Annotated in this window: 21 protein-coding genes and 1 other annotated feature; of the genes, 20 read left to right on the top strand and 1 reads right to left on the bottom strand. The window is 45.3% G+C overall.

The window, feature by feature from the left end; all coding sequences use genetic code 11:
• Positions 1-16: 16 nt before the first annotated feature.
• From hisC to thrB, 17 genes are all read left to right on the top strand, one after another.
• Positions 17-1249, top strand: a complete 1233-nt coding sequence (hisC, locus tag AAEM60_RS02390; protein WP_341357308.1) for a histidinol-phosphate transaminase — start codon at positions 17-19, stop codon at positions 1247-1249.
• A complete protein-coding gene (locus tag AAEM60_RS02395) occupies positions 1250-1861 on the top strand; it encodes a flavin reductase family protein (RefSeq protein WP_299741416.1) in 612 nt (203 codons plus the stop codon).
• Between the two features lie 6 nt (positions 1862-1867).
• Positions 1868-2851, top strand: a complete 984-nt coding sequence (locus AAEM60_RS02400) for a fumarylacetoacetate hydrolase family protein (protein ID WP_341357309.1) — start codon at positions 1868-1870, stop codon at positions 2849-2851.
• Positions 2799-3944: a homogentisate 1,2-dioxygenase gene (locus tag AAEM60_RS02405; RefSeq protein WP_341357310.1), complete on the top strand. Its 1146-nt coding sequence runs from the start codon at positions 2799-2801 to the stop codon at positions 3942-3944. The genes AAEM60_RS02400 and AAEM60_RS02405 overlap by 53 nt, the downstream gene beginning before the upstream one ends.
• 714 nt (positions 3945-4658) lie before the next feature.
• Positions 4659-5558 carry a branched-chain-amino-acid transaminase gene (gene ilvE, locus AAEM60_RS02410; RefSeq protein WP_299741419.1) on the top strand — a complete coding sequence of 300 codons (900 nt, stop codon included), beginning with the start codon at positions 4659-4661 and terminating at the stop codon, positions 5556-5558.
• A gap of 15 nt (positions 5559-5573) precedes the next feature.
• Positions 5574-7241: a dihydroxy-acid dehydratase gene (gene ilvD, locus AAEM60_RS02415; RefSeq protein ID WP_299741420.1), complete on the top strand. Its 1668-nt coding sequence runs from the start codon at positions 5574-5576 to the stop codon at positions 7239-7241.
• Positions 7242-7501, top strand: a binding site (T-box leader).
• Between the two features lie 237 nt (positions 7502-7738).
• Entirely contained in the window at positions 7739-9460 is a 1722-nt protein-coding gene (ilvB, locus tag AAEM60_RS02420) for an acetolactate synthase large subunit (RefSeq protein ID WP_299741421.1), read from the top strand.
• A complete protein-coding gene (ilvN, locus tag AAEM60_RS02425) occupies positions 9457-9981 on the top strand; it encodes an acetolactate synthase small subunit (protein ID WP_299741422.1) in 525 nt (174 codons plus the stop codon). The genes ilvB and ilvN overlap by 4 nt, the downstream gene beginning before the upstream one ends.
• A gap of 66 nt (positions 9982-10047) precedes the next feature.
• Positions 10048-11079 (top strand): ketol-acid reductoisomerase, encoded by a 1032-nt coding sequence (gene ilvC, locus AAEM60_RS02430; RefSeq protein ID WP_299741423.1) that lies wholly within the window; start codon positions 10048-10050, stop codon positions 11077-11079.
• Positions 11066-12619, top strand: a complete 1554-nt coding sequence (locus tag AAEM60_RS02435; RefSeq protein ID WP_299741424.1) for a 2-isopropylmalate synthase — start codon at positions 11066-11068, stop codon at positions 12617-12619. The genes ilvC and AAEM60_RS02435 overlap by 14 nt, the downstream gene beginning before the upstream one ends.
• A gap of 64 nt (positions 12620-12683) precedes the next feature.
• Positions 12684-13796 carry a 3-isopropylmalate dehydrogenase gene (gene leuB, locus AAEM60_RS02440; protein ID WP_341357311.1) on the top strand — a complete coding sequence of 371 codons (1113 nt, stop codon included), beginning with the start codon at positions 12684-12686 and terminating at the stop codon, positions 13794-13796.
• 147 nt (positions 13797-13943) lie between these two features.
• A complete protein-coding gene (leuC, locus tag AAEM60_RS02445) occupies positions 13944-15359 on the top strand; it encodes a 3-isopropylmalate dehydratase large subunit (protein WP_341357312.1) in 1416 nt (471 codons plus the stop codon).
• An 11-nt stretch (positions 15360-15370) separates the two neighbouring features.
• Positions 15371-15976 (top strand): 3-isopropylmalate dehydratase small subunit, encoded by a 606-nt coding sequence (gene leuD / locus AAEM60_RS02450; RefSeq protein WP_341357313.1) that lies wholly within the window; start codon positions 15371-15373, stop codon positions 15974-15976.
• Complete coding sequence (ilvA, locus tag AAEM60_RS02455; protein WP_299741428.1) at positions 15976-16959, top strand: threonine ammonia-lyase; 984 nt, start codon at positions 15976-15978, stop codon at positions 16957-16959. The genes leuD and ilvA overlap by 1 nt, the downstream gene beginning before the upstream one ends.
• A gap of 390 nt (positions 16960-17349) precedes the next feature.
• Positions 17350-18648, top strand: coding sequence for a homoserine dehydrogenase (locus tag AAEM60_RS02460; RefSeq protein ID WP_341357314.1), 1299 nt, complete (start codon positions 17350-17352; stop codon positions 18646-18648).
• Positions 18645-19706, top strand: a complete 1062-nt coding sequence (gene thrC, locus AAEM60_RS02465) for a threonine synthase (RefSeq protein ID WP_341357315.1) — start codon at positions 18645-18647, stop codon at positions 19704-19706. Before AAEM60_RS02460 ends, thrC begins: the two co-directional genes overlap by 4 nt.
• On the top strand, positions 19703-20638 hold the full coding sequence (thrB, locus tag AAEM60_RS02470; protein WP_299741431.1) for a homoserine kinase: 936 nt from the start codon (positions 19703-19705) through the stop codon (positions 20636-20638). Before thrC ends, thrB begins: the two co-directional genes overlap by 4 nt.
• A gap of 94 nt (positions 20639-20732) precedes the next feature.
• Here the strand turns inward: thrB and AAEM60_RS02475 are convergent, their stop codons facing one another.
• Complete coding sequence (locus tag AAEM60_RS02475) at positions 20733-21038, bottom strand: AbrB/MazE/SpoVT family DNA-binding domain-containing protein (protein WP_299741432.1); 306 nt, start codon at positions 21036-21038, stop codon at positions 20733-20735.
• A gap of 147 nt (positions 21039-21185) precedes the next feature.
• Here AAEM60_RS02475 and AAEM60_RS02480 point away from each other — a divergent pair, with 147 nt between their 5' ends.
• From AAEM60_RS02480 to AAEM60_RS02490, 3 genes are read left to right on the top strand one after another with little or no spacing between them, the layout of a single operon-like run.
• Positions 21186-22379: a sodium:proton antiporter gene (locus AAEM60_RS02480; protein ID WP_341357962.1), complete on the top strand. Its 1194-nt coding sequence runs from the start codon at positions 21186-21188 to the stop codon at positions 22377-22379.
• Positions 22380-22439: 60 nt separating this feature from the next.
• The gene (locus AAEM60_RS02485; protein WP_341357316.1) at positions 22440-23798 is read left to right on the top strand and encodes an ATP-binding protein; all 1359 of its coding nucleotides are present in this window, start codon (positions 22440-22442) and stop codon (positions 23796-23798) included.
• Positions 23799-23802: 4 nt separating this feature from the next.
• Positions 23803-24936 carry a DEAD/DEAH box helicase gene (locus tag AAEM60_RS02490; protein ID WP_341357317.1) on the top strand — a complete coding sequence of 378 codons (1134 nt, stop codon included), beginning with the start codon at positions 23803-23805 and terminating at the stop codon, positions 24934-24936.
• The last annotated feature ends 80 nt before the right edge of the window (positions 24937-25016 follow it).

The following is a 25016-nucleotide window of genomic DNA, read 5'->3' on the forward strand; positions in this document are numbered from 1 at the left end:
GTCAGGGGGTTAACTCATGAAGAGATTAGCTGCTTCTACTCATAATATCGTACAGATTGCGGGTACTATATTTGAACGAGAAGATAAGCTAACACGTGAGTCAACCCCCTTCATCCATGAGGAAGGCGGGGATTCATGTATGGCACTGAAGTTCAAAACAAGAGAAGCGGTCTCACATATCGCTCCATATGTGCTGGGGAAAACGCTCTCAGACTTACAGAAGGAGCATGGTCTGAGCTCTATCAGAAAGCTATCAGAAAATGAAAACATATATGGCTGCTCTCCAAAAGTGAAGCAGTGGTTTAAAGAAAACGGAAGCGACTTGTTTTTGTATCCAGACGGAGCTGCCGTCGACCTTAGTCATAAGGTAGCGACATTTTTAGGAGTGCCTAAGGAACAGCTCGTGTTTGGGAATGGCTCGGATGAAGTGATCCGATTATTGACGAGGGCCTATTTGAGTAACGGTGACGCAGCCATTATGGCGGACGTTACTTTTCCCAGGTATCAAACCAATGTGTTCTTAGAAGGGGGCACCCCGATTATCGTTCCTTTAGTCAACGGTACTCATGACCTGCAAGCGATGCACGACCAGATCACCCCGAGCACCAAGATGATCTTTGTGTGTAATCCCAATAATCCTACCGGGACCATCGTCGGAAAGAAAGAGCTCCTGGAATTTATCGGGAGGGTACCGTCGCATATATTGGTGGTAGTGGATGAAGCCTATATGGAATACGTCACAACCGATGATTATTTAGAAACCTTGCCGCTGCTGTCAACATTCGAAAATCTGATTGTTCTTAGAACATTTTCAAAGATATATGGCCTTGCGGGATTAAGAGTCGGTTTCGGCGTCATGAACCAAGAAATAGCTGAACAGCTCCGAAAAGTGAAAGATGTCTTCAATGTAAATACGGTTGCTCAGAAGTCAGCGATTATCGCCCTTGAAGATCAGGCATTTATAAGAGAGTGTACTCATAAGAACGAGCAGGGTCGCCTCTTTTTAGAAGGGGAGTTTGACCGTCTGGGTGTATCCTATTTCCCCTCTCAATCGAACTTTATCATGGTGGATACCGGATTGAATGGTGACACGGTCTCATATGAGCTTGTGAAAAGGGGATTGGTCGTCCGTTCAGGAACTCTTCTTGGGTACCCAACGACCGTACGGGTCACGATTGGAACAGAAGAGGATAACAAGAGGTTCATACAAGCGTTGGAAGATATTTTACAAAGTGAAGGGGTGAAATAGATGGATATCAAACCGCATACTCTTCAGTGGCAGGATGCTTATAAATTAATGATTGGCTCGATTTTACCGCGTCCGATTGCGTTCGTTTCATCTCTTGATGAAGGAGGGAATGCGAATCTTGCACCATACAGCTTTTTTACGGCCATTTGTGCCGACCCGATGCTCGTCTGCTTCTCTCCCATGAGAAAGGGAAAGGATGGCAGCAAAAAAGATACCCTTGAAAATATCGAAAAGACGAAGGAATTCGTCATCAATATCGTCAGTGAAGAGTTCGTGGAGAAAATGAATAATTGTGCCATCGAATATGAATCTGGCGTTGATGAATTCGAACAAGTCGGTCTGACGAAGGAAGAGTCCATCATGGTAAAGCCTCCTGGAGTATCTGAAAGCAAGGTTCAATTAGAATGCGTTCTTCATGAGGTTCTCCACTTCGGCGATCATCCTGGTGCAGGGAGTCTTGTGATCGGGAAGGTAGAATGCGTCAGAATCGATGACGAACTCTATTACGACGGCAAAATAGATTCAGAGAAGTTAAAGCCGGTAGGAAGACTGGCTGGACAAATGTACACCAAACCATTATCCGATTCATTTGAATTGATCCGAAAAAGGTGATGACACGTGAAGCTGGTTAGCTTTTTAAAAGAAGGAGAAGTAAGAGCGGGAAAAGTTCAGGATGAACTTGTCGTAGACATCCATGCTGTGAGCGGAGGTTTGCTCCCTAAAGATATGTTATCCATCATCGAGCTTGGAGACGAAGGCCTAAAACGGATGAAGGAGCTCGGCACCTTTTCAGAAAAAGACAAAGGAGTGTATTCACTACGTGATGTCACCCTGTTGTCGCCGATTCCAAGGCCTGTCAGCATACGTGATTTCTATGCATTTGAAGAGCATGTGAAAACGGCACGTAAACGGAGGGGACTCGATGTGGTTCCAGAATGGTATGACATCCCCGTCTTTTATTTTACCAATCACTTAGCTATAAAAGGTCCTGGCGATCACATCGCAAAACCTGCTGGATGTGAGTGGCTCGATTATGAATTGGAAATCGCCTGCGTTATTGGCAGAGAAGGAAAAACCATTTCAAAAGAAAACGCAGAAGACCATATATACGGCTATTTCATCATGAATGATTGGAGTGCCAGAGACATCCAGAAGCATGAGATGAAAGTAGGACTTGGACCCGCGAAAGGAAAGGATTTTGCCACTTCTTTCGGTCCTTATTTAGTGACGAAGGATGAACTGGAAACCTATCGCAAGGGAAACCGTTTTGATCTTCCTATGTCGGCAAAAGTGAATGGGATACTTTTATCCGAGGGGAATTATCAGGACATCCATTATACTTTTGCAGACATGATCGAGCGCGCCTCGCAAGACGTCACCCTGTATCCCGGCGAAGTGATTGGATCTGGAACTGTTGGAACAGGATGTATATTGGAGCTGGGTCCTGAAACGCATCCATGGTTGAAGTCGGGGGACTTGGTGGAATTAGAGATTAGAGGATTAGGAGTCTTGAGTAATACGATTGCAAAGAAAAGAGAGGAGGAGAACCATGTACTATCGTCAACTGGGGAAAATACCTCACAAACGTCACACCATGTTTAAAAAGGATGATGGCACGCTCTACAGGGAGCAGGTCATGGGGACGAAGGGGTTCTCGGGAACACAGTCGATTCTGTATCATCATCATTTGCCGACGGCTGTGGCGAAGACAGAGTATTTAGGGAGTTATATGCCGGAGTTTGAGGAAGAGGGTGCTCTCCGTCATCGACATTTCTTTACAGACAGAGTCGAGAAAAAAGGCTGTGCCTTAAAGAGCCGTGAATATTTACTCGGTAATTCGGACTTATTGATTGGAACAGCCTATGTCACAGAAAAGATGACAAGCTTTTACCGAAATGGTGATGGAGATGAAATGCTATATATCCATTTTGGTAAAGGGCAGGTAGAGACGATGTTCGGAACCCTCACCTATGGAAAAGGGGATTATGTGGTGATTCCGATCGGGACCATCTACCGTGTCGTTCCTGAAGAAGAGACGAAGATGCTGATCGTCGAGTCCTTCAGTCAGATTACCACACCTCGCCGTTATCGAAATGAGTACGGACAATTACTGGAGCACAGTCCGTTTTGTGAGCGGGATTTACGAGGACCTGAGAGGCTTGCAACGATGGATGAAGAAGGAGAATTCGAAGTGATCACCAAATCAAGGGGAGCGCTTCATTCCCATGTGTTAAATCATCATCCACTGGACGTTGTCGGCTGGGATGGTTATCTTTATCCTTGGGTATTCAACATTGAGGACTTTGAGCCGATCACAGGGCGTGTGCATCAGCCGCCTCCTGTTCATCAAACGTTTGAAGGGCATAACTTCGTTGTCTGCTCATTTGTTCCAAGACTATATGACTACCATCCGGAATCGATTCCGGCTCCTTATAATCACAGCAACGTGAACAGCGATGAGCTGCTGTACTATGTGGAAGGAAACTTCATGAGCAGAAAGGGAATCAAAGAAGGATCGATTACCCTCCATCCGAGCGGGATTCCACACGGTCCACATCCAGGAACGACAGAAGCCAGTATCGGGAAAAAAGAAACCCTGGAGCTTGCCGTTATGATCGATACTTTCAAACCGTTGAAGATCGTTAAAAAAGCAAAGGATGTCGAAGATCCGAATTATATGTTTACATGGGTGTAAAGGAAGAATCAATCCAAAGACCGTCCGGTTACTTGGGTTGATTCTTTTTTATTTATATACAGTTTAAAATAGTGGCGACTGCTTTTTGGGAGAATATATTTCTTTATGAAAGATTATTCATTCCTGTAGAAAAAATAAAATTACATTCTGGTTTGAAAGGCATTACGGATTATGGGAATGAAAGGTTTTAATAGAATTCATTACATATTGGTGATCGTCTTACCAGATTAATAATCATTCATCCCTACAAATTAATAGAAAAATGAATTCTCAATTATGAAAAAGAAGTGAGAATATATCAGTCAGATACACACAGGTCTAAACTCCCCTAAACCCCCATTCCCATAGGATTTTGTCGAAAAATATCTGATTGGGCTCCTCATGGGATCTGAAGCGTCATTCACCCTGTTAATAAAAAAAATCCAAAATATTTTTTTCTCCCAATAAACTCTATAAGGACAAAGATGTAAGCGTTTACTTATAATCAGATAAATCTAAATAGTCAAAAAATTTACGAAAAGCCTGTTGACCTTCCCGGGAAACGGGAGTAATATTGTCCTCAATAAAAAAATATGAACCAGCAGGAAGCAACAACCACAACTTATTCCAAACTGCTGTTCAACAGGCTCCAAAGCAACTGGAGAAATCGTCCTTCAGTGCAAAAATAAAATTCTAAAAATTAAATAAATTCTCACCAGGAAAGGAATGATTAACATGAACGAACAATGGATCTACTTAGACGGGCAATACGTAAAAAAGGAAGACGCAGTTGTATCTGTGTACGACCATGGTTTTCTATATGGAGATGGAGTGTTCGAAGGGATTCGAATGTACGATGGGAATGTGTTCCGTCTAGAAGAACATGTTGATCGCCTTTATGACTCTGCGAAATCAATCATGTTGCATATCGAAGTATCGAAAGAAGAGATGTGTGACATTATCGTCGATACATTGAAAAAGAATCAACTAGAGAATGCCTACATACGTGTGGTCATTTCTAGAGGTGTTGGAAACTTAGGGTTGGATCCATTTACTTGTAGAAAACCACAAATCATTGTCATTGCAGAACAATTAGCCCTGTTCCCTAAAAGCTTATACGAAACAGGCATCGATATCGTTACAGTAGCAAGCCGCCGTAACCGTGCAGATGTTCTTTCACCAAAGGTTAAATCCTTAAACTACTTAAATAATATTCTGGTAAAAATCGAAGCCAATCTGGCTGGTGTAAGTGAAGCGTTAATGCTTAACGATCAAGGATATGTAGCTGAAGGATCAGCCGACAATATCTTCATTGTCAAAAAAGGAAAAATCTTAACCCCGCCCGGATATGTAGGGGCCCTTGAAGGAATCACCCGTAATGCAATCATCGAGATTGCCGAAAAGCTCGGATTCGAGATGAAGGAAGAAGTCTTCACCCGTCATGATGTATATACAGCGGATGAAGTGTTCTTAACTGGGACAGCTGCAGAAGTCATTGCCGTTGTAAAGGTTGATGGCCGCGTAATCGGTGAAGGGAAACCTGGAAAGTATACAACCCAATTATTGCAGGAGTTCAGAAACACTGTCACGCAAGATGGAAGAAAAGTTTACAAACAAAATGCTCAAGTTGGCTAAGTTGGAGGTGATGACGTGCGAAGTGACATGATCAAAAAAGGAATCGACCGGGCTCCTCACCGCAGTTTACTGTACGCTACGGGAGTGAAGCTTGAAGACTTGGAAAAACCATTCATCGGGGTGTGTAACTCATACATTGATATCATTCCCGGTCATATGCATTTAAACGGATTTGCCCAAGTGGTAAAAGAAGCGATCCGGGAAGCGGGCGGCATTCCATTCGAATTCAATACAATCGGTGTTGACGATGGGATCGCCATGGGACATATCGGGATGAGGTACTCATTACCAAGTCGGGAACTGATCGCCGACTCAGCAGAAACCGTCATCAATGCTCACTGGTTTGACGGAGTGTTCTACATTCCAAACTGTGACAAGATCACACCGGGAATGCTCATGTCGGCAGTCCGGACGAATGTCCCTTCTGTCTTTGTATCGGGAGGCCCGATGGAAGCGGGGGTTTCGAGCGAAGGGAAGCCATTATCACTCGTATCCGTTTTCGAGGGAGTTGGGGCCCATCAGTCAGGAAGGATGACGGCTGAACAGCTTCTTGACATAGAAGCCAATGCATGTCCGACTTGCGGATCATGCTCGGGGATGTTCACAGCGAACTCCATGAATTCCCTGATGGAAATGCTCGGGATGGCTCCTCCGGGAAATGGAACAATCGTTGCCACCTCTGATGAGCGACATCAGTTAATCAAGGATGCGGCCAAATATTTAGTGGAAATGGTAAAGAAGGATATTAAACCAAGAGACATCATTACGGAAGATACAATCGACGATGCATTTGCTTTAGATATGGCTATGGGAGGTTCCACCAATACCGTCCTTCATACACTAGCCATTGCGAATGAGGCGGAGATTGATTACGACATCAACCGTATCAATAAAGTCGCAGAACGAGTACCTTATTTATCCAAGATAAGCCCAGCCTCTGATTACTCCATGCAGGACGTTCATAATGCTGGAGGGGTCAGCGCCATTATTAAAGAATTATGTGAAATGGGGGCTGTACACAAGGATCGAATCACGGTAACAGGAAAGTCCCTTTATGAGAACGTACAAGATGCTCATATTCAAAATGACGATGTCATCCGTCGCAGGGACAACGCTCACAGTCCAGTCGGAGGATTATCCGTACTCTTTGGAAATATTGCTCCAAATGGTGGGGTCATCAAAGTCGGAGCAGTCGACCCGTCCATCAAAACCTTTATGGGTGAAGCGATTGTATACGAATCCCAGGATGACGCCCTTGCTGGAATTGAAAGTGGAGAAGTGAAAGAAGGGCATGTAGTGGTGATCCGTTATGAAGGGCCAAAGGGTGGTCCGGGGATGCCGGAGATGCTGGCACCAACGGCAGCCATTGCAGGAAGAGGCCTGGAAAAGAAAGTGGCACTCATGACAGACGGTCGATTTTCAGGAGCATCACGAGGCATTTCAATCGGTCATGTCTCACCGGAAGCTGCTGAAGGAGGACCAATCGGTGTTGTTGAAAATGGAGATCCCATCTTCATAGATTTAACGAATCGAACGATTTCCCTCATGGTTTCAGAAACGGAACTTCAGTTCAGGCAAAAGGAGTGGGTACAGCCCCCTCCGAAGATCAGAAAAGGTTACTTAGCACGATATGCCAAGCTTGTAACATCAGCTAGTACAGGTGGAATTTTGAAAACGGAATAAAGTAAAGCGTTGAAGAGGTAAAAGGGTTGGAAATCGTATTTTCAGAGAGCTGGTGGTGCTGCAAACCAGTAATACATCCAATACCGACATCCCCTCTGAGTATCGTTCTGAACCTCTAAAAGTAGGAACGATCGAGTAGATGCTACTCGTTACAAAAACAAAGGCTGGTGAAACCGATCAGCCTGCAAAGGGAGATGATATCCGTTATCTCTGAATTAGGGTGGTACCGTGGAAAGGATGAAGACCTTTTCGCCCCTGCGAAAGATGAACTCTGTCGTAGTGGGTGAAAAGGTCTTTTTTGTTTGGGAAATTGGATTGATATAGCTCAGGCGGTTCCCCGCCGGTGCTTTTAATATATCCAGCTCCGGCGGCTAGGCCCTCGAGGTCATAAGTCAATCTCGCCAAAAAGGCAAAAGGCGCCTTTTCAGCGACCTTGCCTTATGCATGTCGGGCCTGACCAAGCCGCCTGTGCTTTTAATAAAAGGAGGAGATAGGAAATGAGAGCGAAAGTAGAGGCAGAACCGGCTTCACAGACACTAACAGAAAACGTCAACGGTGCTGATATGCTCATGAAAGCTTTAAGGGAGGAAAAGGTTGAGATTCTGTTTGGATATCCTGGGGGAGCGGTCTTGCCGATTTACGATGCTCTTTACAAAGCCCCGATCAAGCACGTACTTGCCCGCCATGAGCAGGGGGCCATCCACGCGGCGGAAGGATATGCCAGGGTGTCAGGGAAACCGGGTGTGGTGATTGCCACATCGGGTCCGGGAGCTACGAATCTTGTGACAGGGATTGCAGATGCCATGATGGATTCATTGCCTCTGGTGGTCTTTACGGGGCAGGTGGCTTCAGGGGTGATCGGAACTGATGCATTCCAGGAAGCGGACGTTGTTGGCATTACGATGCCGATCACAAAGCATAATTATCAGGTTCGGGATATTAAAGACTTACCGAGGATTGTGAAGGAAGCCTTTCATATCGCATCAACCGGAAGGCCTGGACCCGTACTCGTCGACATTCCGAAAGACTTGACCCTGCAGCAAGCGTATCCGGCACACGAAGTAGAAATGGACTTACCGGGGTATCAGCCTAACTTTTATCCAAATCCCCTCCAAATCAAGAAACTGGTGGATGCCATTAAGGTTTCCAGACAGCCGGTCATCTTAGCCGGGGCAGGAGTACTTCACGGAAAGGCAACAGAAGAACTGAAGAGTTTCGCAGAGCAATATGACATTCCTGTGATTCATACCCTTTTAGGTTTAGGCGGATTTCCTGCTGATCATCCGTTGTTTCTAGGTATGGCAGGGATGCACGGATGCTATGCAAGCAATATGGCCATTCATGAATGTGACTTGCTCATCAATATCGGAGCAAGATTTGATGACCGGTTAACAGGGAATCTTGCTACCTTTGCACCACGGGCCAAAGTGGTCCATATCGACATCGATCCAGCTGAGATCGGGAAGAATGTTGAAACACAGATACCAATCGTTGCCGATGCGAAACAGGCACTTGCTAAACTCCTTCAACATGAAACGGAAAAGCCCGATTTCGATGCCTGGCATCAGCATCTTAAGTCATATAAACGGGAATATCCTTTCTGGTATAACCAGGCTCACGATGTGCTCTCTCCTCAACGCTTGATTGAACAGGTATACGAAATGACGAACGGGGAAGCGGTTGTCACCACGGACGTGGGACAGCATCAAATGTGGGCGGCACAATACTACTCCTTCAAAAAGCCGAATAATTGGGTCACATCCGGAGGGCTTGGCACGATGGGATTCGGATTTCCGGCAGCAATCGGAGCCCAGTTAGCAAACCCATCAAGTACGGTGGTTGCCTTTGTAGGAGATGGCGGATTCCAAATGACTCTGCAAGAGCTGATACTGCTAAAAGAGCTGAACCTTCCCGTTAAGGTGGTTATTCTTAATAACGGTACACTGGGAATGGTGAGACAGTGGCAGGAAACCTTCTTTGAAGAAAGATACTCTCAATCGGTGTTCTCCACCCAGCCTGATTTTGTGAAACTGGCTGAATCGTACGGAATCAAGGGGTATCAAGTGAAAACCCAGGAGGAAGTCGATTCTGTTTTAAAAGAAGCCTTAACGAGTGATGAACCAGTGCTCATTGATTGCTGGGTGAATCCAAAGGAAAATGTCTACCCGATGGTAGCTCCAGGTAAGGGATTACACGAAATGTTAGGAGTGAAACCATGAGGAAACGGATTGTAACGGCTCTCGTTCATAACCGGAGCGGTGTATTAAATCGAGTAACCGGATTGTTTACAAAGCGTCAGTTCAACATCGAAAGCATTTCAGTCGGCTATACAGAAGTCGAAGGAATTTCAAGAATGACTTTTGTCGTCAATGTAGAAGACGATCGCAAAATCGAACAGCTTTTAAAACAGCTGCATAAACAAATTGATGTCCTCAAGGTTTCAGACATCACCGATCAAGGAGTCGTCGCAAGAGAATTGGCACTCATCAAAGTGTTAAGTACAGGGCAGACGAGATCCGAAATCAATGGGATCGTAGAACCCTTCAGAGCCGCCATCATTGATGTGGCAAGAGACAGCGTAACCGTCCAGGTAACAGGTGAAACATCCAAGATAGAAGCCATCATTGATCTATTAAGACCTTATGGCATCAAAGAAATCGCCCGAACAGGCATCACAGCTTTCGCAAGGGGCAATGGGAAATCAGTTACGGAAATAAAACAGTATTCAATCGTGAATTAGAAGCTGTAGCGATGAAAATCACATTTAAAAAAACTTACTATTCAAAAAATGGAGAGGATGAGGGAAATGGTAAAGGTATATTATAACGGAGATGTGAATGAAGAGGTTTTAAAAGGGAAGAAGGTAGCGGTTGTTGGTTATGGCTCACAAGGTCACGCACATGCTCAAAACCTGAAGGAAAGCGGATTTGATGTTGTAGTGGGATTGAGAAAAGGAAAGTCGTGGGACCAGGCGGAAAAGGACGGATTCGATGTCTACTCCGTCCGCGAAGCAAGTGAACAGGCAGATGTCATCATGGTTCTTCTGCCGGATGAGCATCAGCCGAAAGTATATGAAGCAGAAATCAAACCGGCCCTGTCACCAGGTAAAGCACTGGCATTTGCACACGGATTTAATATCCATTTCCATCAAGTCGTTCCTCCGGAAGATGTAGATGTATTCCTGGTAGCGCCGAAAGGACCGGGACACCTGGTAAGAAGAACATTTGAAGAGGGAGCCGGAGTACCAGCACTCTTTGGGGTTTATCAAGATGCTTCAGGTCAAGCAGGTGAACTGGCCCTTGCGTATGCAAAAGGTGTAGGTGCCGGACGTGCAGGGATTCTTGAAACATCCTTCCAGGAAGAAACAGAAACCGATCTATTCGGGGAACAGGCGGTTCTGTGTGGAGGAGTGACATCCCTTGTAAAAGCAGGATTCGAAACGCTGGTCGAAGCCGGTTATCAAAAAGAGGTCGCCTATTTCGAGTGTTTACACGAATTGAAGCTGATCGTTGACCTAATGTATGAGCAAGGATTAGAAGGAATGCGTTACTCGATCTCCGACACAGCCCAATGGGGAGACTTCGTTTCAGGTCCACGAGTTGTGAACGAAGAAACGAAAGCCCGCATGAAGGAAGTATTAACGGATATCCAAACAGGGAAATTTGCGAAGGGATGGATCTTGGAGAATCAGGCGAACCGTCCAGAGTTTAACGCGATCAACCAGCGTGAAAGTCAGCACCCGATTGAAGTGGTTGGAAAAGAGCTTCGTAAAATGATGCCTTTTGTACAGAAACCTTCTACTAAAGAAAAGGAAGTGGTTGCGAGTGCGAACCATTGAGATTTTTGACACAACCCTACGAGATGGTGAACAGTCAGCGGGCGTAAATCTGAATACGATTGAAAAAATCGAGGTTGCGAAGCAGCTTGAAAGGCTGGGAGTAGACGTCATTGAAGCCGGGTTTCCTGCAGCTTCCAAAGGAGACTTCGATGCCGTGCAGCGGATCGGTTCCACGATCAAGAACAGCTCTGTTACGGGGCTTGCTCGTGCTCAACAGCGGGACATCGATGCGGTATGGGAATCGCTTAAAGGAACGGCAGAACCAAGGCTGCATGTGTTCCTGGCCACCTCTCCCATTCACATGACTCATAAGCTGAAGATGACACCGGATCAGGTCATCGATACAGCGGTCCAGGCCGTTCAGTACGCGAAGAAATTTTTCCCGGTGGTTCAGTGGTCGGCAGAAGATGCGTGCCGGACAGACTTGAATTTCTTGGTGAAGATCATGGAGAGAGTCATTGCAGCAGGGGCTTCGGTCATTAACCTTCCTGATACGGTAGGGTATATTACCCCTCATAAATACGGTGAATTGTTTCGGTACGTAAGAGAAAACGTTCCGAATATCAACGGAGTAAAGCTATCTGCTCATTGTCATGATGATCTGGGAATGGCCACGGCCAATTCACTGGCTGCTATTGAAAACGGAGCGGATCAAATCGAAGGAACGATCAATGGGATTGGGGAAAGAGCTGGGAATGCTGCTCTGGAAGAGATCGCAGTCGCTCTTAGAATCCGGGAAGATTTTTACGGTGCGACAACCCGCCTGAAGCTGGATGAAATTAAGAAAACAAGCTCTCTTGTCAGTAAGCTGACGGGGATGAGAGTACCGGCTAACAAAGCGGTTGTTGGTGATAATGCTTTCGCTCATGAATCAGGTATTCATCAGGACGGAATGCTGAAGGAAAAAACTACGTACGAAATCATCACCCCTGAACTGATCGGAGTGAATGCAACCCGACTGGTACTGGGAAAACACTCAGGACGTCACGCCTTTAAAAATAAAGTGGTTGAATTAGGATTTGAACTTTCAGATGAGAAGCTTAATGAAGCATTTCATGCATTTAAGGATCTGGCTGATAAGAAGAAGGAAATCGTCGATGAAGATCTCTTCAGCATCCTGACGAATAAGCAAACGGAAATGGCCGAAGCTGTCGGATTTACATTAGAAAGAATGCAGGTCCAATACGGCATGGGCAATATCCCGACGGCTACGATCGAATTGAAGTTTGAAGACGGCAGCGTAACCCAGCTCGCTTCAACGGGTTCAGGAAGTGTAGAAGCCATCTACAATACAATCGAAAAAATCCTGCCAAGTCCTTCTAGATTATTAGATTACAAGATCAACTCAGTCGGAGGGGGCCGGGATGCCCTTGCAGAAGTATATGTCCGACTCGAATATAACGGAGAAAAGACAAGCGGACGCGGAACCGCCCAGGATGTATTAGAAGCATCAGCACGTGCTTACCTGAATGCAGTGAACCGATCAGCACAACGGAAATTACAGTCCAGGGAGAAGGAAGCAGTAGAAGCCAGCTTGTAAGCTTGAGAAGCCTTGTATTCCAAGGCTTCTCCCATAAAACCAATTAAAATGGGAGGTAATTCTAATGAAGAAAAAAATCGCTGTACTACCAGGAGACGGTATCGGTCAAGAGATCATGGACGGGGCATTAGAAGTACTGAAAGCAGTGGGTGATTGGTTCGGTCATGAGTTCGAGGTAGAAAAGGGTCATATCGGTGGCTCTGCCGTTGATCGCTTCGGTACACCATTACCTCCTGAAACAATCAAGCTTTGTAAAAATAGTGATGCCGTATTGCTTGGGGCTGTAGGAGGACCAAAATGGGAGCATCTTCCGAAAGAGCTTCGTCCTGAAAAAGGGCTCCTGGCCATCCGTAAAGAGTTCGACTTATTCGCGAACCTGCGTCCGGTTAAAGCATTTGAAAGTTTACTGGGTGCTTCCCCGTTAAAGCGTGACATCGTTGAAGAAGTAGACCTAGTGATCGTTCGGGAACTGACAGGGGGATTGTACTTCGGTCAGCCGTCCGGTCGTCAAGGAAACAGGGATGAAGTAGCCGTCGATACACTGGTCTATGAAAAAAGTGAAATCGAACGGATCGTTCATAAAGCCTTCAAGCTGGCTCAAAAACGCAAGAAAAAATTAACGTCCGTTGACAAGGCAAATGTTTTGGAAACAAGTCGAATGTGGCGGGAAGTCGTGAATGAAGTGGCTCCTGAATACCCTGATGTGGAAGTGGAACACATGCTGGTCGATGTCGCTGCCATGAAGCTGATGTATCAGCCGAAGCAATTCGATGTACTGGTGACTGAGAATATGTTCGGTGATATCCTGAGTGACGAGGCGTCCATGATCACAGGCTCACTGGGAATGCTGCCTTCCGCCAGTTTAAGAGGAGACTCCTTCGGTCTTTACGAACCGGTACACGGGTCTGCACCTGATATCGCTGGAAAAGGAAAAGCAAATCCACTGGCTATGATTCTATCGGTTGCCATGATGCTGCGTCATTCCTTTGGCTTAAAAGAAGAAGCTGAAATGATTGAAATGGCCGTTCAGGAAGTATTGAATGCCGGGTACCGTACAGGAGATCTTTGGACGATGGGTCGTGGAACCGTTGTAGGAACAGGTGCCATGAGTCAGCTGGTTGTGGAGAGGTTGGAAGCGGATCATGCGCTGTCTTCGATCTTGGCGGCGTACTTGTAGGATAGAATTTGCTGGGATTGCTTTTGTGTAAGCAATTAGATTATAAAGAAGTTGATTGGAGCGGAAATCAACCACTGCTCACCCAGCACCCATTCTACCAAAACAGTCTTAACTGAATAATAATCTTACGAAACCAGGAGGGAGTTCATGGCAGGGAAAAATATCATCGAAAAGATATGGGAAAAACACATTGTGCACAGAGAAAAAGGAAAGCCGGATTTATTGTATATTGATCTGCACCTTGTACATGAAGTAACGTCTCCCCAAGCATTTGAAGGTCTTCGCTTAAAGAATCGCAAGGTGAGAAGACCGGATTTAACGTATGCCACGATGGATCATAACGTACCGACGAGAGAGCGTCACATCATCAGAGATGAAATTGCTCGGCTGCAAATGGATACGTTGAAGAAAAATTGTCAGGAATTCGGCGTCACTCTAGCCGATATTCACCATCCTGATCAAGGGATTGTCCACGTTATCGGACCTGAGCTCGGTTTGACACAGCCAGGGAAAACGATTGTATGTGGAGACAGCCATACTTCAACCCACGGAGCGTTCGGAGCACTGGCCTTTGGGATTGGGACGAGTGAAGTGGAGCATGTATTGGCAACCCAAACCCTCTGGCAATCGAAGCCAAAAACACTTCAAGTCGAAGTGTCCGGAGAGTTGGGATTCGGTGTCACGGCCAAAGACGTAATCTTAAACATCATTTCTACCTACGGGGTAGGATTTGGAACCGGTTATGTCATCGAATTTACGGGTGACGTGATCCGCAATCTATCAATGGAAGAAAGAATGACCGTCTGTAATATGAGCATTGAAGCAGGAGCCAAGGCAGGTTTAATCAGTCCCGACGAGACGACCTTCGAATATTTAGAAGGAAGAGAATATCTGCCTAAGGATAAACCGTTTGAACAATGTAGAGAAGAGTGGCGATTGCTAACGAGCGACAGTGACGCAACTTATGATCACAAAATTGAGGTGAAGGGTGAAGAAATCGAACCTCATGTAACTTGGGGAACGAACCCTGGAATGGGCGCGGGGATTTCAAGGTCCGTCCCTCACCCAGGGGAGTACGGGGATCCTTCTGAGAGAGAAGGGGTTGAAAGGGCGCTTCAATACATGGGGCTCGAGGCGGGAATGAGAATCGAGGACATTGAGGTTGACTATGTGTTCATTGGTTCGTGTACGAATTCACGCTTGAGTGACTTGAGAGAGGCGGCTGAGGTGGTAAAAGGGCATACTGTAAAGCAGGGCGTGACCGCTTTGGTTGTTCCGGGCTCGTTTAAAGTGAAGAAAGAGGCTGAAGAGCAAGGCATTGATACCATTTTTAAAGAAGCTGGTTTCCAGTGGAGGGAAGCTGGCTGCAGCATGTGTCTGGCTATGAATGATGATATCGTGCCCCCAGGCAAACGCTGTGCATCCACTTCCAACCGGAACTTTGAAGGCCGGCAAGGTAATGGCTCTAGAACGCATCTACTCAGCCCATCCATGGCCGCTGCGGCTGCTGTGACCGGAAAACTGACAGATGTACGAAAGCTTGAAAAAATGCCGATTTCTTAGGAGGTGAAAAGATGGCAATCAATCATGTGGAAGGAAAAGTGTTTCCTCTTAGGAGAGACAATGTAGATACCGATCAAATCATACCAAAACAGTTCTTAAAAAGGATCGAGCGTAAAGGCTTTGGTCAGTATTTGTTTTATCATTGGCGGTTTGAAGACGACGGGAAATCGCTAAGAGACGACTTCTCATTAGATACACCTCAGTATGAAAACGCCGAGATTCTCCTTGGCGGAAAGAATTTTGGGTGCGGTTCTTCGAGGGAACACGCCCCCTGGGCCCTTCAGGACTATGGGTTTAAAGTAATCATAGCGAAAAGCTTCGCAGATATTTTTTATAACAATTGTTTGAAAAATGGGATCCTTCCGATTCAACTGGATGAAAAAACAGTGGATGCCCTTTTGAAAAATGAGAGCCATGTAGATTTATATAAAATTGAAGTGTCCCTTGAGCATCAGACGATTTGTGATTCAGAAGGACTACGCGTCTCTTTTGACATTGATCCTTACTGGAAGACGATGCTCCTGAAAGGACTGGATGAGATTGATTTGACGTTACATTACGGAAATAATATCGAAGAATACGAAAAAAATTATGAGGTGAGTAGCTTGGGAATTTAATGGATAACACTGAAGTTGTAGAAGCAATGGAAAGAATCAGTCATCAGGTGCATCGAACACCGTTAAAGCAATCATCGACGCTGAATACGTTCACTGGTGGAGAGATCTATTTGAAAATGGAGAACCTGCAGCGAACAGGTTCCTTCAAAGTAAGAGGCGCAATGAATAAAATCATGTCATTGTCTGAAGAAGAAGCGGGAAGAGGCATCATTGCCGCATCTGCAGGAAATCATGCCCAAGGTGTGGCACTGGCTTCCTCCCTGCGCGGAGTTCCGTCGAAAATCTTCATGCCGAAACGAACACCTTCCACAAAAATAGCGGCAACGAAACATTACGGAGCTGAAATTGTCCTGACTGGAGACACCTATCAGGAAGCTTACGGGGCAGCACTTGAAGAGAAAGTCAAAAATGGCTCAACGTATGTTCATGCATTTGATGATCATAAAGTGATGGCTGGGCAAGGGACAGTCGCACTGGAAATGCTTCAGCAACTCAGTGATTTAGACATGATCCTGGTACCTGTTGGCGGAGGCGGTCTGTTGGCCGGAATGGCACTGGCCGTTAAAACCTTTAACCCGCGAGTGAAAATCGTTGGCGTACAGGCACTGGGAGCACCGGCTACGTATAACTTTTTTACAGGCAGAAACAAAGGATCCCTGGAGCATGTGCACACCATTGCCGATGGCATCCTGGTGAAGAAGCCTGGAGAACTCACGTTTCCGATCATCCGAGAACTTGTAGACGATATGGTCACCGTTACGGATGAAGAAATCTCCTATAGCATCATGTTTATGCTTCAACGGGAAAAAACGCTGGTTGAAGGAGCAGGAGCAGCATCCTTAGCGGCAGCCATGTGCCAAAAGCTCAAGGTACATGGAAAGAAAGTCGGCTGTGTCATCAGTGGCGGTAATGCCGATCCAAGCAAGATTCCTGTGTATCGGGATCTATCCAAAATGGCCAGACAGCTGCATCATATTGTGTAAAAGAAGGGCGGCTCTTAACTGCGTGTTAGTTAGGAGCGGTCCTCTGTTATTAATAGGGGTTTTTACTTTGTTCACAATTTGGCGCAACAAAGTCGGAAAGTGGCACAAGTTTGGCGGGAAGTGGCACAACAACCGAGGGATAGCACTCTAAGGCGTACAAAATCAGCTCAAATTTTGCCTGAAGTTCCCTATGAAACACTGTTCATGTCACAAAAGAGTGAAAATAGAAAGATTTATAAACAAAACAAGCTAATAATCTACCGGAATTGAAAGCTCTTACATTCTAAAAATACGTAAATACCTATTGTAATAGGTAATTTTTTCTACTATAATGTCCACTATACAAGAACAAATGTACATCAGAAATAAACAAATGGAGGTTTTCGGCTTATGGAATCAATTTCAATCGGACTTTTAGGACTCGGAACGGTGGGAGCCGGAGTGGTGAAGATTGTAGAGAATCATCAGGATAAACTGTCCCATCAAATTGGCTGCCCTGTAAAGGTAAAGAAAGCCCTTGTTCAGGATTTAGAGAAAAATAGAGGACTGGAAATGGAAAACAACATACTGACCTTAAATCCTGAGGAAGTCCTGTTTGATCCTGAAATTGATATTGTGGTCGAGGTAATGGGAGGAATTGAAGAAACGAAGGAACACCTCCTCCATGCGCTGCACCAGAAGAAGCATGTCGTAACGGCAAACAAGGATCTTATGGCGCTTCACGGACCGGAATTATTGAGAGCAGCCTCAGAAAACGGCTGCGACCTATTCTACGAAGCCAGTGTCGCAGGCGGTATCCCGATTTTAAGAAGTTTAGTAGATGGCCTCGCCTCGGATCGAATCACTAAAATGATGGGAATCGTCAACGGAACAACCAACTTTATTTTGACGAAGATGACGAAAGAGGGACGGACCTTCGATGATGTCCTTCGGGAAGCCCAGGATTTAGGCTATGCAGAAGCGGATCCGACGGCAGATGTCGGCGGTTTGGATGCGGCGAGAAAGATGGCCATCCTTTCAACGTTAGGGTTTTCCATGAACGTTGATTTAGCGGATGTGAAAGTGAAAGGCATTACAGAAGTGACGGGTGATGATATCCAATATGCCGAGCAATTCGGCTACACAATGAAGCTCATCGGCTATGCTCACCGTGAAGGGGAAAGTGTCGAGGTGAGTGTGGAGCCTACCTTGCTACAAAATGAGCATCCACTGGCATCGGTTCATGATGAATATAACGCAGTCTACGTATACGGGGAAGCGGTTGGTGAAACGATGTTTTACGGCCCGGGAGCGGGAAGTCTTCCGACTGCCACAGCCGTTGTATCAGATATGGTAGGAATCATGAAGAATATGAGATTGGGAGTCACTGGTAAGAGTGCCGTGAATCCGCAATTCCCTAAAAAATTAAAAGAACGGAATGAAATTCATTCAAAATATTTCTTGCGGCTGCACGTTCAGGATGAAGTAGGCGTCTTAGCAAAACTCACTTCCATCTTCTCCAATCATGGCGTCAGTTTCGAAAAGATTCTTCAGAATCCGTTAGACAGTGACGAATTTGCTGAAATTGTCCTTGTGACTCATAAAGCATCTCTTGATCATTACGAAGATATTCTTATGGAGCTTAAGGATTATGACGCCATTCATTCGATTGAAAGTTCATACCGTGTAGAAGGGGGAGACAAAGGATGAGGTGGAAAGGGTTATTGGAGCAATATGGGGAACATCTTCCATTAAATGATGACACTCCTCTTTTAACTTTAAATGAAGGGAATACTCCCTTAGTTCAATTAAAGACGTTGTCCCGGGAATGGGGCATCGAATTGTATGCAAAGGTAGAGGGTGCAAACCCTACCGGCTCCTTTAAAGATCGCGGAATGGTTCTCGCCGTTGCCAAAGCGGTAGAGTCAGGCAGTTCGACGGTCATTTGCGCCTCTACTGGAAATACCTCTGCTTCAGCCGCAGCCTACGCAGCAAGGGCAGGAATCAAATGTATCGTGGTCATCCCCGAGGGGAAAATCGCTCAAGGGAAATTAGCTCAAGCTGTCATGTATGGTGCCGAAGTTATTTCGATCGAAGGAAATTTTGATGAAGCCCTGGAAATCGTCCGTGAGTTAAGCAAAACCGAATCTGTCACTCTTGTGAATTCAGTGAATCCGTATCGTTTGGAAGGACAGAAAACGGCCGCTTTTGAAGTCATTGAAGGATTAGGTGAAGCCCCTGATGTGCTTGCGATCCCTGTCGGTAATGCAGGAAATATTTCAGCTTATTGGAAAGGATTCAAAGAATATCACCATCTTAAAGCTTCAACTTTACCACGAATGTTTGGCTTCGAAGCATCTGGAGCAGCAGCTCTGGTCCATGACAGGGTCTTTCCTCAGCCTGAAACGATTGCCACTGCGATCCGAATCGGGAACCCGGCAAGCTGGTCATTAGCTGTAGACGCTCTGGAGGAATCAAACGGACATATTGATGAAGTAACCGATGACGAAATTCTAGAGGCCTATCAGCTGCTTGCAAGTAAAGAGGGGATCTTTGCCGAGCCCGCTTCATGTGCATCGATTGCAGGACTAAAGAAATCATTAGATAAAGGATTGATCAAAGAAGGATCAAAAGTAGTGGCGGTGCTGACAGGTAATGGCTTAAAGGATCCGGTTACGGCCATGGATTGCAGTCCGGTCACACCGGCGAAGTTGCCAAACGATCGTGAAATGGTGAAAGACTACATCAAAGGGACAATCGGCGTATGAAAAGACGTGATCCCCGCTCCTGGAAGATCATTGTCCCGGGAAGCACAGCCAATTTAGGTGCTGGATTTGATTCTCTGGGCTTGGCGTTAAATGTATTTTTAACGGTCGAGGCACATGAAGCAGAAGATTGGCAAGTGATTCCCCTTTCTTCTGCCCTTGAGGTCTTTCCTGCTGATGAGACACATTTTATTGTTGAAATCGTGAAAGAAGTGGCAGATGACTATGGTAAGAAGCCGTCTCCTTGTCACCTCTACGTGTCGAGTGATATTCCTTTAACGAGAGGGTTAGGCTCCAGTGCAGCAGCGGTTGTGGCGGGCATTGAACTTGCCAATGCCCTGTGTGAGCTGAATCTCACACAAGAAAAGAAACTGGCACTTGCGAATCGATTTGAAGGTCATCCCGATAATGTAGGGGCGTCACTCTATGGTGGGTTTGTGGTCAGCTGTCAGCATGAAACGGGTGTGAGTCTCTTATCGGTGCCTGATCTTCCTATTGATGTGATTTGTGTAATCCCTAAAGCTGAACTGAAAACATCGGAATCCAGAAATGTACTTCCGGCCAGTCTTTCCTTTGAAGAATCCGTGGAGGCAGGCGCGATTTCAAACGTATTGGTGGCTGCGTTCCTGACCGGTGACTGGGAAACGGTTGGGAAGATGATGAAGCGAGACAGGTATCATCAGCCCCACCGGAGAAAGCTGCTTCCTCACTACGATGCAGTAGAAGAGGTAGCGGGCCGGTTCGGGGCATTCGGTGTCGCTTTAAGTGGTGCCGGGCCGACGATTGCCTGTTTTGTGGAACGGGAAGCAAGTGGTTGGCTCGCACGGCAGCTGGAACAGTCCTTCCCAAGCATGGACGTCCGGAAACTATCCATCTCCTCATCGGGAAGCAGCATCACCACCCAACAACCAAAGGTCCGTCCCTCATCGCTTTAAACGAGTGAGGGACGGACCTTGTTTTGTGTTGTTTTTGCGCACTGTTCTTCCAGGTCCTGGGGTCTTTGTTGAGCAGTCTTGAGCTTTATTTGTTTTATTTCTCCAGGGTAATCATAAAGCAATTCTCTGTTTCATTTACGATCAGGTAGTAGGATGATTGATGAGTCATGCCCATTTCTTCACGGATTTCCTTTGGGATGTGGACGGTACCTTTTTCTGAGATGTATCGCTTGTTATGTGTGGAGTCTTTGAACGCTCTCTTAATATAGATGCAGTTGTTTTGATAGACGAGTTCCGCAAGTTTTCCGGGTACTAGTCCAAACTGTTGTCTCCATTTATGTGGGAGGGTGATTGATCCGCTCTTACTGAATGTTTTGCTTCCATACATCATGCTCAACATGTCGCATCACCTGCTTTCACTATCATTGCTTCTCTATTTTCCTTTTAAATGAAAAATAAACACAATTTTGAAAAAACAGGAAGATGGTTGGGTACGTTTAATAGGAGGGGGACAGAGGAATAAAAAGGTATAACCCATTGTTTGGAGGTGCTACCCATCGAACCAATCCACATCCTGTTCTTGCTTGTAATCGGCTACAGTGTATATACCATTGATAAAAAGAAAAAGAATGTTCCTGTTCCGGTTGTTTTACTTCTGCTTGGAATCGGACTGTCGTTCATACCTGCCTTTTCTGACGTCACCCTAACGAAAGACATTATCTTTGAATGGTTTTTACCCGCACTATTATTTATTTCGGCATACCAATTTTCACCAAAAGCCTTAAAAAAGCATGCGGGAATCATCTCTCTCTTAAGTACGATCGGCATCATCATCACGATCCTCTTAATGAGTGTGCTTTTCTATTACGGTTTACATCCGTGGCTCTCTATTTCATATGTAGAAGCTCTCTTGATCGCAACAATCCTAACGCCTACTGATCCAGTTTCCGTTGTGTCGATATTGAAGGAATCTTCCAGTCGCCAAGACATAGCAGATATAGTAGAAGGGGAGTCAATGATCAATGATGGTACAAGCATCGTTCTCTTTACGGTCGTGGCAGGTATCTACTTTGGGGAACAAACTTTTTCAGCTTCTTTGTTCCTTTGGGAGTTTCTTTTAGTTTCCTTAGGAGGAGTCGTGATTGGTGTTACACTCGGCTGGCTGGCGAGTAAGGCCATCCATTTCACAACGGACTCCAGGTACCAGATCATGCTTAGCATCATTCTTGCTTACGGAACCTTTTACATAGGGGAAGAGCTTGGCGTTTCAGGTGTGCTGGCTACAGTATCCTCAGGGATCGTGCTTTCTTATGAATACGGAAGAACGATTAAAGAAAATCATTTCAGGAAGGATCTGGATGGTTTCTGGTCCGTCATTGAACCGACCATTCTAACCTTTTTGTTCCTACTAATCGGGATCCAGGCGACACAGTATTTGTCTTTCTCATTATTCGGGTGGATCTTCTTCCTATTTATACTCTCCTTACTCGTGCGCTATGTTATTATTATTGGTGTTGTCAAAATGAAGAAAACGTGGAGAAAAACGTACGGATGGAAGGAAGTATTCATATTAACCTGGTCTGGCATCAAAGGCACCATGTCTGTTGCCTTGTTACTTGGCATGGATGGACAAGGACCCCAGCTTCTGAACTCCTTAACATTTGGAGTCATCCTGCTTTCTCTCATCATTCAAAGTGTAGGAATTTACCCTTTGTCTACTTTCTTTTTGAAAAGAAAATAAGTCGTCAAAGAATTTATGATAAATTGGTAAGAACTGAGAAACCATAGGAGAAAGACTATTTTGAATTTAGGTGAAACCTCCAAAATGAAACAAGCAAAAGACATTGCCTTAAGAATTTCTGTCACCTATGTGCTATTAGGCGTTGTGTGGATTATATTGTCCGACTATTTTTCCATGATTCTCGCTCATGAAAAGCTAAGTATGTATATATATTTTCAGCGCTATAAAGGCTGGTTATTTACACTTGTAACAGGTATGATTATTTTTCTATTGGTATACAGGAGAACCTATGAATTAATACTCTCCAATGAAAAATTAAAGAAGAAAGAGAAACAACTCCAAATAAGGAATCAGCATTATCATTCCTTATTTGAACAAAATCCTGACGCGGTATTGGAGCTGACCTTGGATGGAAATGTGGTGTCCGTGAATTCTGAAGCAGAAGGATTGCTTGAATCCACCCATGAAGAGCTGAAAGAAGTGAAATTCAGCAAATTTTTGGATGAAGGCGAGATGAAACGAGTAACTGAGTACTTTTTTCAGACCTTCAAAGGCTGGGCGTCAACCTTTGAAACGACCATTCATTTAGCCAATGACAAACGGAAAATCCTGCGATGTTCTCTTGTCCCGATTATCATTAATCGAAAAGTGACAGGAATTTTTGCCATTGCAAGGGACATCACTCTTCATCGTGAAAATGAAGAAATGGTGGTCGCTTCCGAAAAGCTTTCTGTCATTGGACAGCTTGCGGCTGCCGTAGCGCATGAAATCCGCAACCCCCTCACATCTTTGAAAGGGTTCATCCAGCTTATGCAAACAAGCAATAGAATCAACCATGATCATTTGGACATTATGCTCTCTGAAGTGGATCGGATTGACCTGATCTCAGGGGAGATGCTGATACTTGGTAAACAGCAGGAAGTCCATTTTCGTCATGAAAAGCTGGATGACATCCTCAGACAAGTACTGGTGCTAATGGAAGCCCAAGCCCATCTTGATAATGTATCCATTCAATATGAAAACAAGGTGGAAAAACCGTTATATGTGTTGGGGGAAGGAAATCAGCTTAAGCAGGTGTTCATTAACATTATTAAAAATGCGGTTGAATCCATACCTGACTATAAAGATGGAATCGTTTCGATCACATTGGAAGAGCGGGCATCGGCTGCCCATGTAATTGTGACGGATAATGGAGTCGGCATGGACCCTGAAAGAATCGGGCACCTTGGAGAACCATTCTATTCAACGAAAGAAAAAGGGACGGGCCTTGGACTGGCCGTTTGTCAAAAGATTATTGAACGACATAAAGGACATTTACACTTTCAAAGTGAAATAGAAAAAGGAACCGCAGTGGAAATCAGCTTGCCAATCGTGGATCAAGAGATTCTGACTGCCTCTCGCGGATTAAGAAAGGACTAATAGCATGAACTCTATATCAACCATTATTAAGACACCGTCAATCCAGAAGAACTGGGAAGAATCCGGCTTCACTTCATTAACCCCTGTACAGGAGCGTGTAGTACCTCTCATCATGGAAGGGAGAGATGTTGTTTGTGAATCTCCGACGGGAACAGGGAAGACGCTTGCGTATCTGCTTCCGATCATCCAAGCCATTGATCCATCAAGAAAACAGGCTCAAGCTGTCATCCTTGCTCCATCACGAGAGCTTGTCATGCAAATCCAGCAGGAAATCCAGAAATGGGCGAAGGGTACCGACGTCACGAGCGCGGCGTTCATTGGAGGAGCGAACATTAAGAAGCAAGTAGAGAAACTGAAGAAAAAGCCACATATCGTAGTGGGAACAACGGGTCGCTTGATCGAATTGATGAAAATGAAAAAGCTGAAGATGCATGAAGTGAAAACCATCGTCGTCGATGAGTTCGATTTAATGATCTCATCAGAACATATCCGTGAAGTGAAGGATATCATCAAAGCCACCTTAAAAGAGCGTCAGGTTCTATTCTTCTCGGCCACTTTATCAGACGAAACCGAGAACGTAGCAGAATCATTATTGCAAAACCATGAAATCGTCAAAATGGAAGCCAATCTCGATAACCCGAAAGTGGATCATGTGTATGTATACAGTGAGCTGAGAGACAAAATGGAAGCTCTAAGAAGCATTTCATATTTCAAAGGAATCAAAGCACTTGTATTTTTCAATCAACTGGAGAAGCTCTCTGAAATAGAAGAAAAGCTGAAGTATAAGGGAGTCGAGCTGGAAGTATTGGCAGGGGAATCAAACAAGATGGAGCGTAAGCAATCACTGGACCGCTTCCGTTCAGGAAAAGTGTCCATGCTTCTGACAACAGACGTGGCAGCACGCGGCCTTGATATCACAGACGTCACACACGTTGTCCATTACGACTTCCCAAGCGATACAAAACAATACATTCACCGCTCAGGAAGAACCGGTCGCATGGGAGCGGAAGGAACCGTCATCTGTCTCGTATCCAAACGCGAGCTGAGCTTCCTCGAGAAACTGAGCAAAGAACTCAACCTCCCATTCCAAGAAAAAACCATTCGAGGCGGGGGACTTCAAGCACCGGAACAAAAGTAAAATAAATAATTAGAGGTCCGTTGAGGGACGGACCTCTGTTTTTTAACTGGATGTGTTGATGTCTACCCATCCCAAATAAT

Source organism: Rossellomorea sp. y25 (assembly GCF_038049935.1).
Lineage (GTDB): Bacteria > Bacillota > Bacilli > Bacillales > Bacillaceae_B > Rossellomorea.

Coding starts and splice junctions, on each gene's coding strand:
- hisC (WP_341357308.1), top strand. CDS start 17: ATGAAGAGATTAGCTGCTTCTACTCATAATATCGTACAGATTGCGGGT.
- AAEM60_RS02395 (WP_299741416.1), top strand. CDS start 1,250: ATGGATATCAAACCGCATACTCTTCAGTGGCAGGATGCTTATAAATTA.
- AAEM60_RS02405 (WP_341357310.1), top strand. CDS start 2,799: ATGTACTATCGTCAACTGGGGAAAATACCTCACAAACGTCACACCATG.
- ilvE (WP_299741419.1), top strand. CDS start 4,659: ATGAACGAACAATGGATCTACTTAGACGGGCAATACGTAAAAAAGGAA.
- ilvB (WP_299741421.1), top strand. CDS start 7,739: ATGAGAGCGAAAGTAGAGGCAGAACCGGCTTCACAGACACTAACAGAA.
- ilvN (WP_299741422.1), top strand. CDS start 9,457: ATGAGGAAACGGATTGTAACGGCTCTCGTTCATAACCGGAGCGGTGTA.
- ilvC (WP_299741423.1), top strand. CDS start 10,048: ATGGTAAAGGTATATTATAACGGAGATGTGAATGAAGAGGTTTTAAAA.
- leuB (WP_341357311.1), top strand. CDS start 12,684: ATGAAGAAAAAAATCGCTGTACTACCAGGAGACGGTATCGGTCAAGAG.
- leuC (WP_341357312.1), top strand. CDS start 13,944: ATGGCAGGGAAAAATATCATCGAAAAGATATGGGAAAAACACATTGTG.
- leuD (WP_341357313.1), top strand. CDS start 15,371: ATGGCAATCAATCATGTGGAAGGAAAAGTGTTTCCTCTTAGGAGAGAC.
- ilvA (WP_299741428.1), top strand. CDS start 15,976: ATGGATAACACTGAAGTTGTAGAAGCAATGGAAAGAATCAGTCATCAG.
- AAEM60_RS02460 (WP_341357314.1), top strand. CDS start 17,350: ATGGAATCAATTTCAATCGGACTTTTAGGACTCGGAACGGTGGGAGCC.
- thrC (WP_341357315.1), top strand. CDS start 18,645: ATGAGGTGGAAAGGGTTATTGGAGCAATATGGGGAACATCTTCCATTA.
- thrB (WP_299741431.1), top strand. CDS start 19,703: ATGAAAAGACGTGATCCCCGCTCCTGGAAGATCATTGTCCCGGGAAGC.
- AAEM60_RS02475 (WP_299741432.1), bottom strand. CDS start 21,038: ATGTTGAGCATGATGTATGGAAGCAAAACATTCAGTAAGAGCGGATCA.
- AAEM60_RS02490 (WP_341357317.1), top strand. CDS start 23,803: ATGAACTCTATATCAACCATTATTAAGACACCGTCAATCCAGAAGAAC.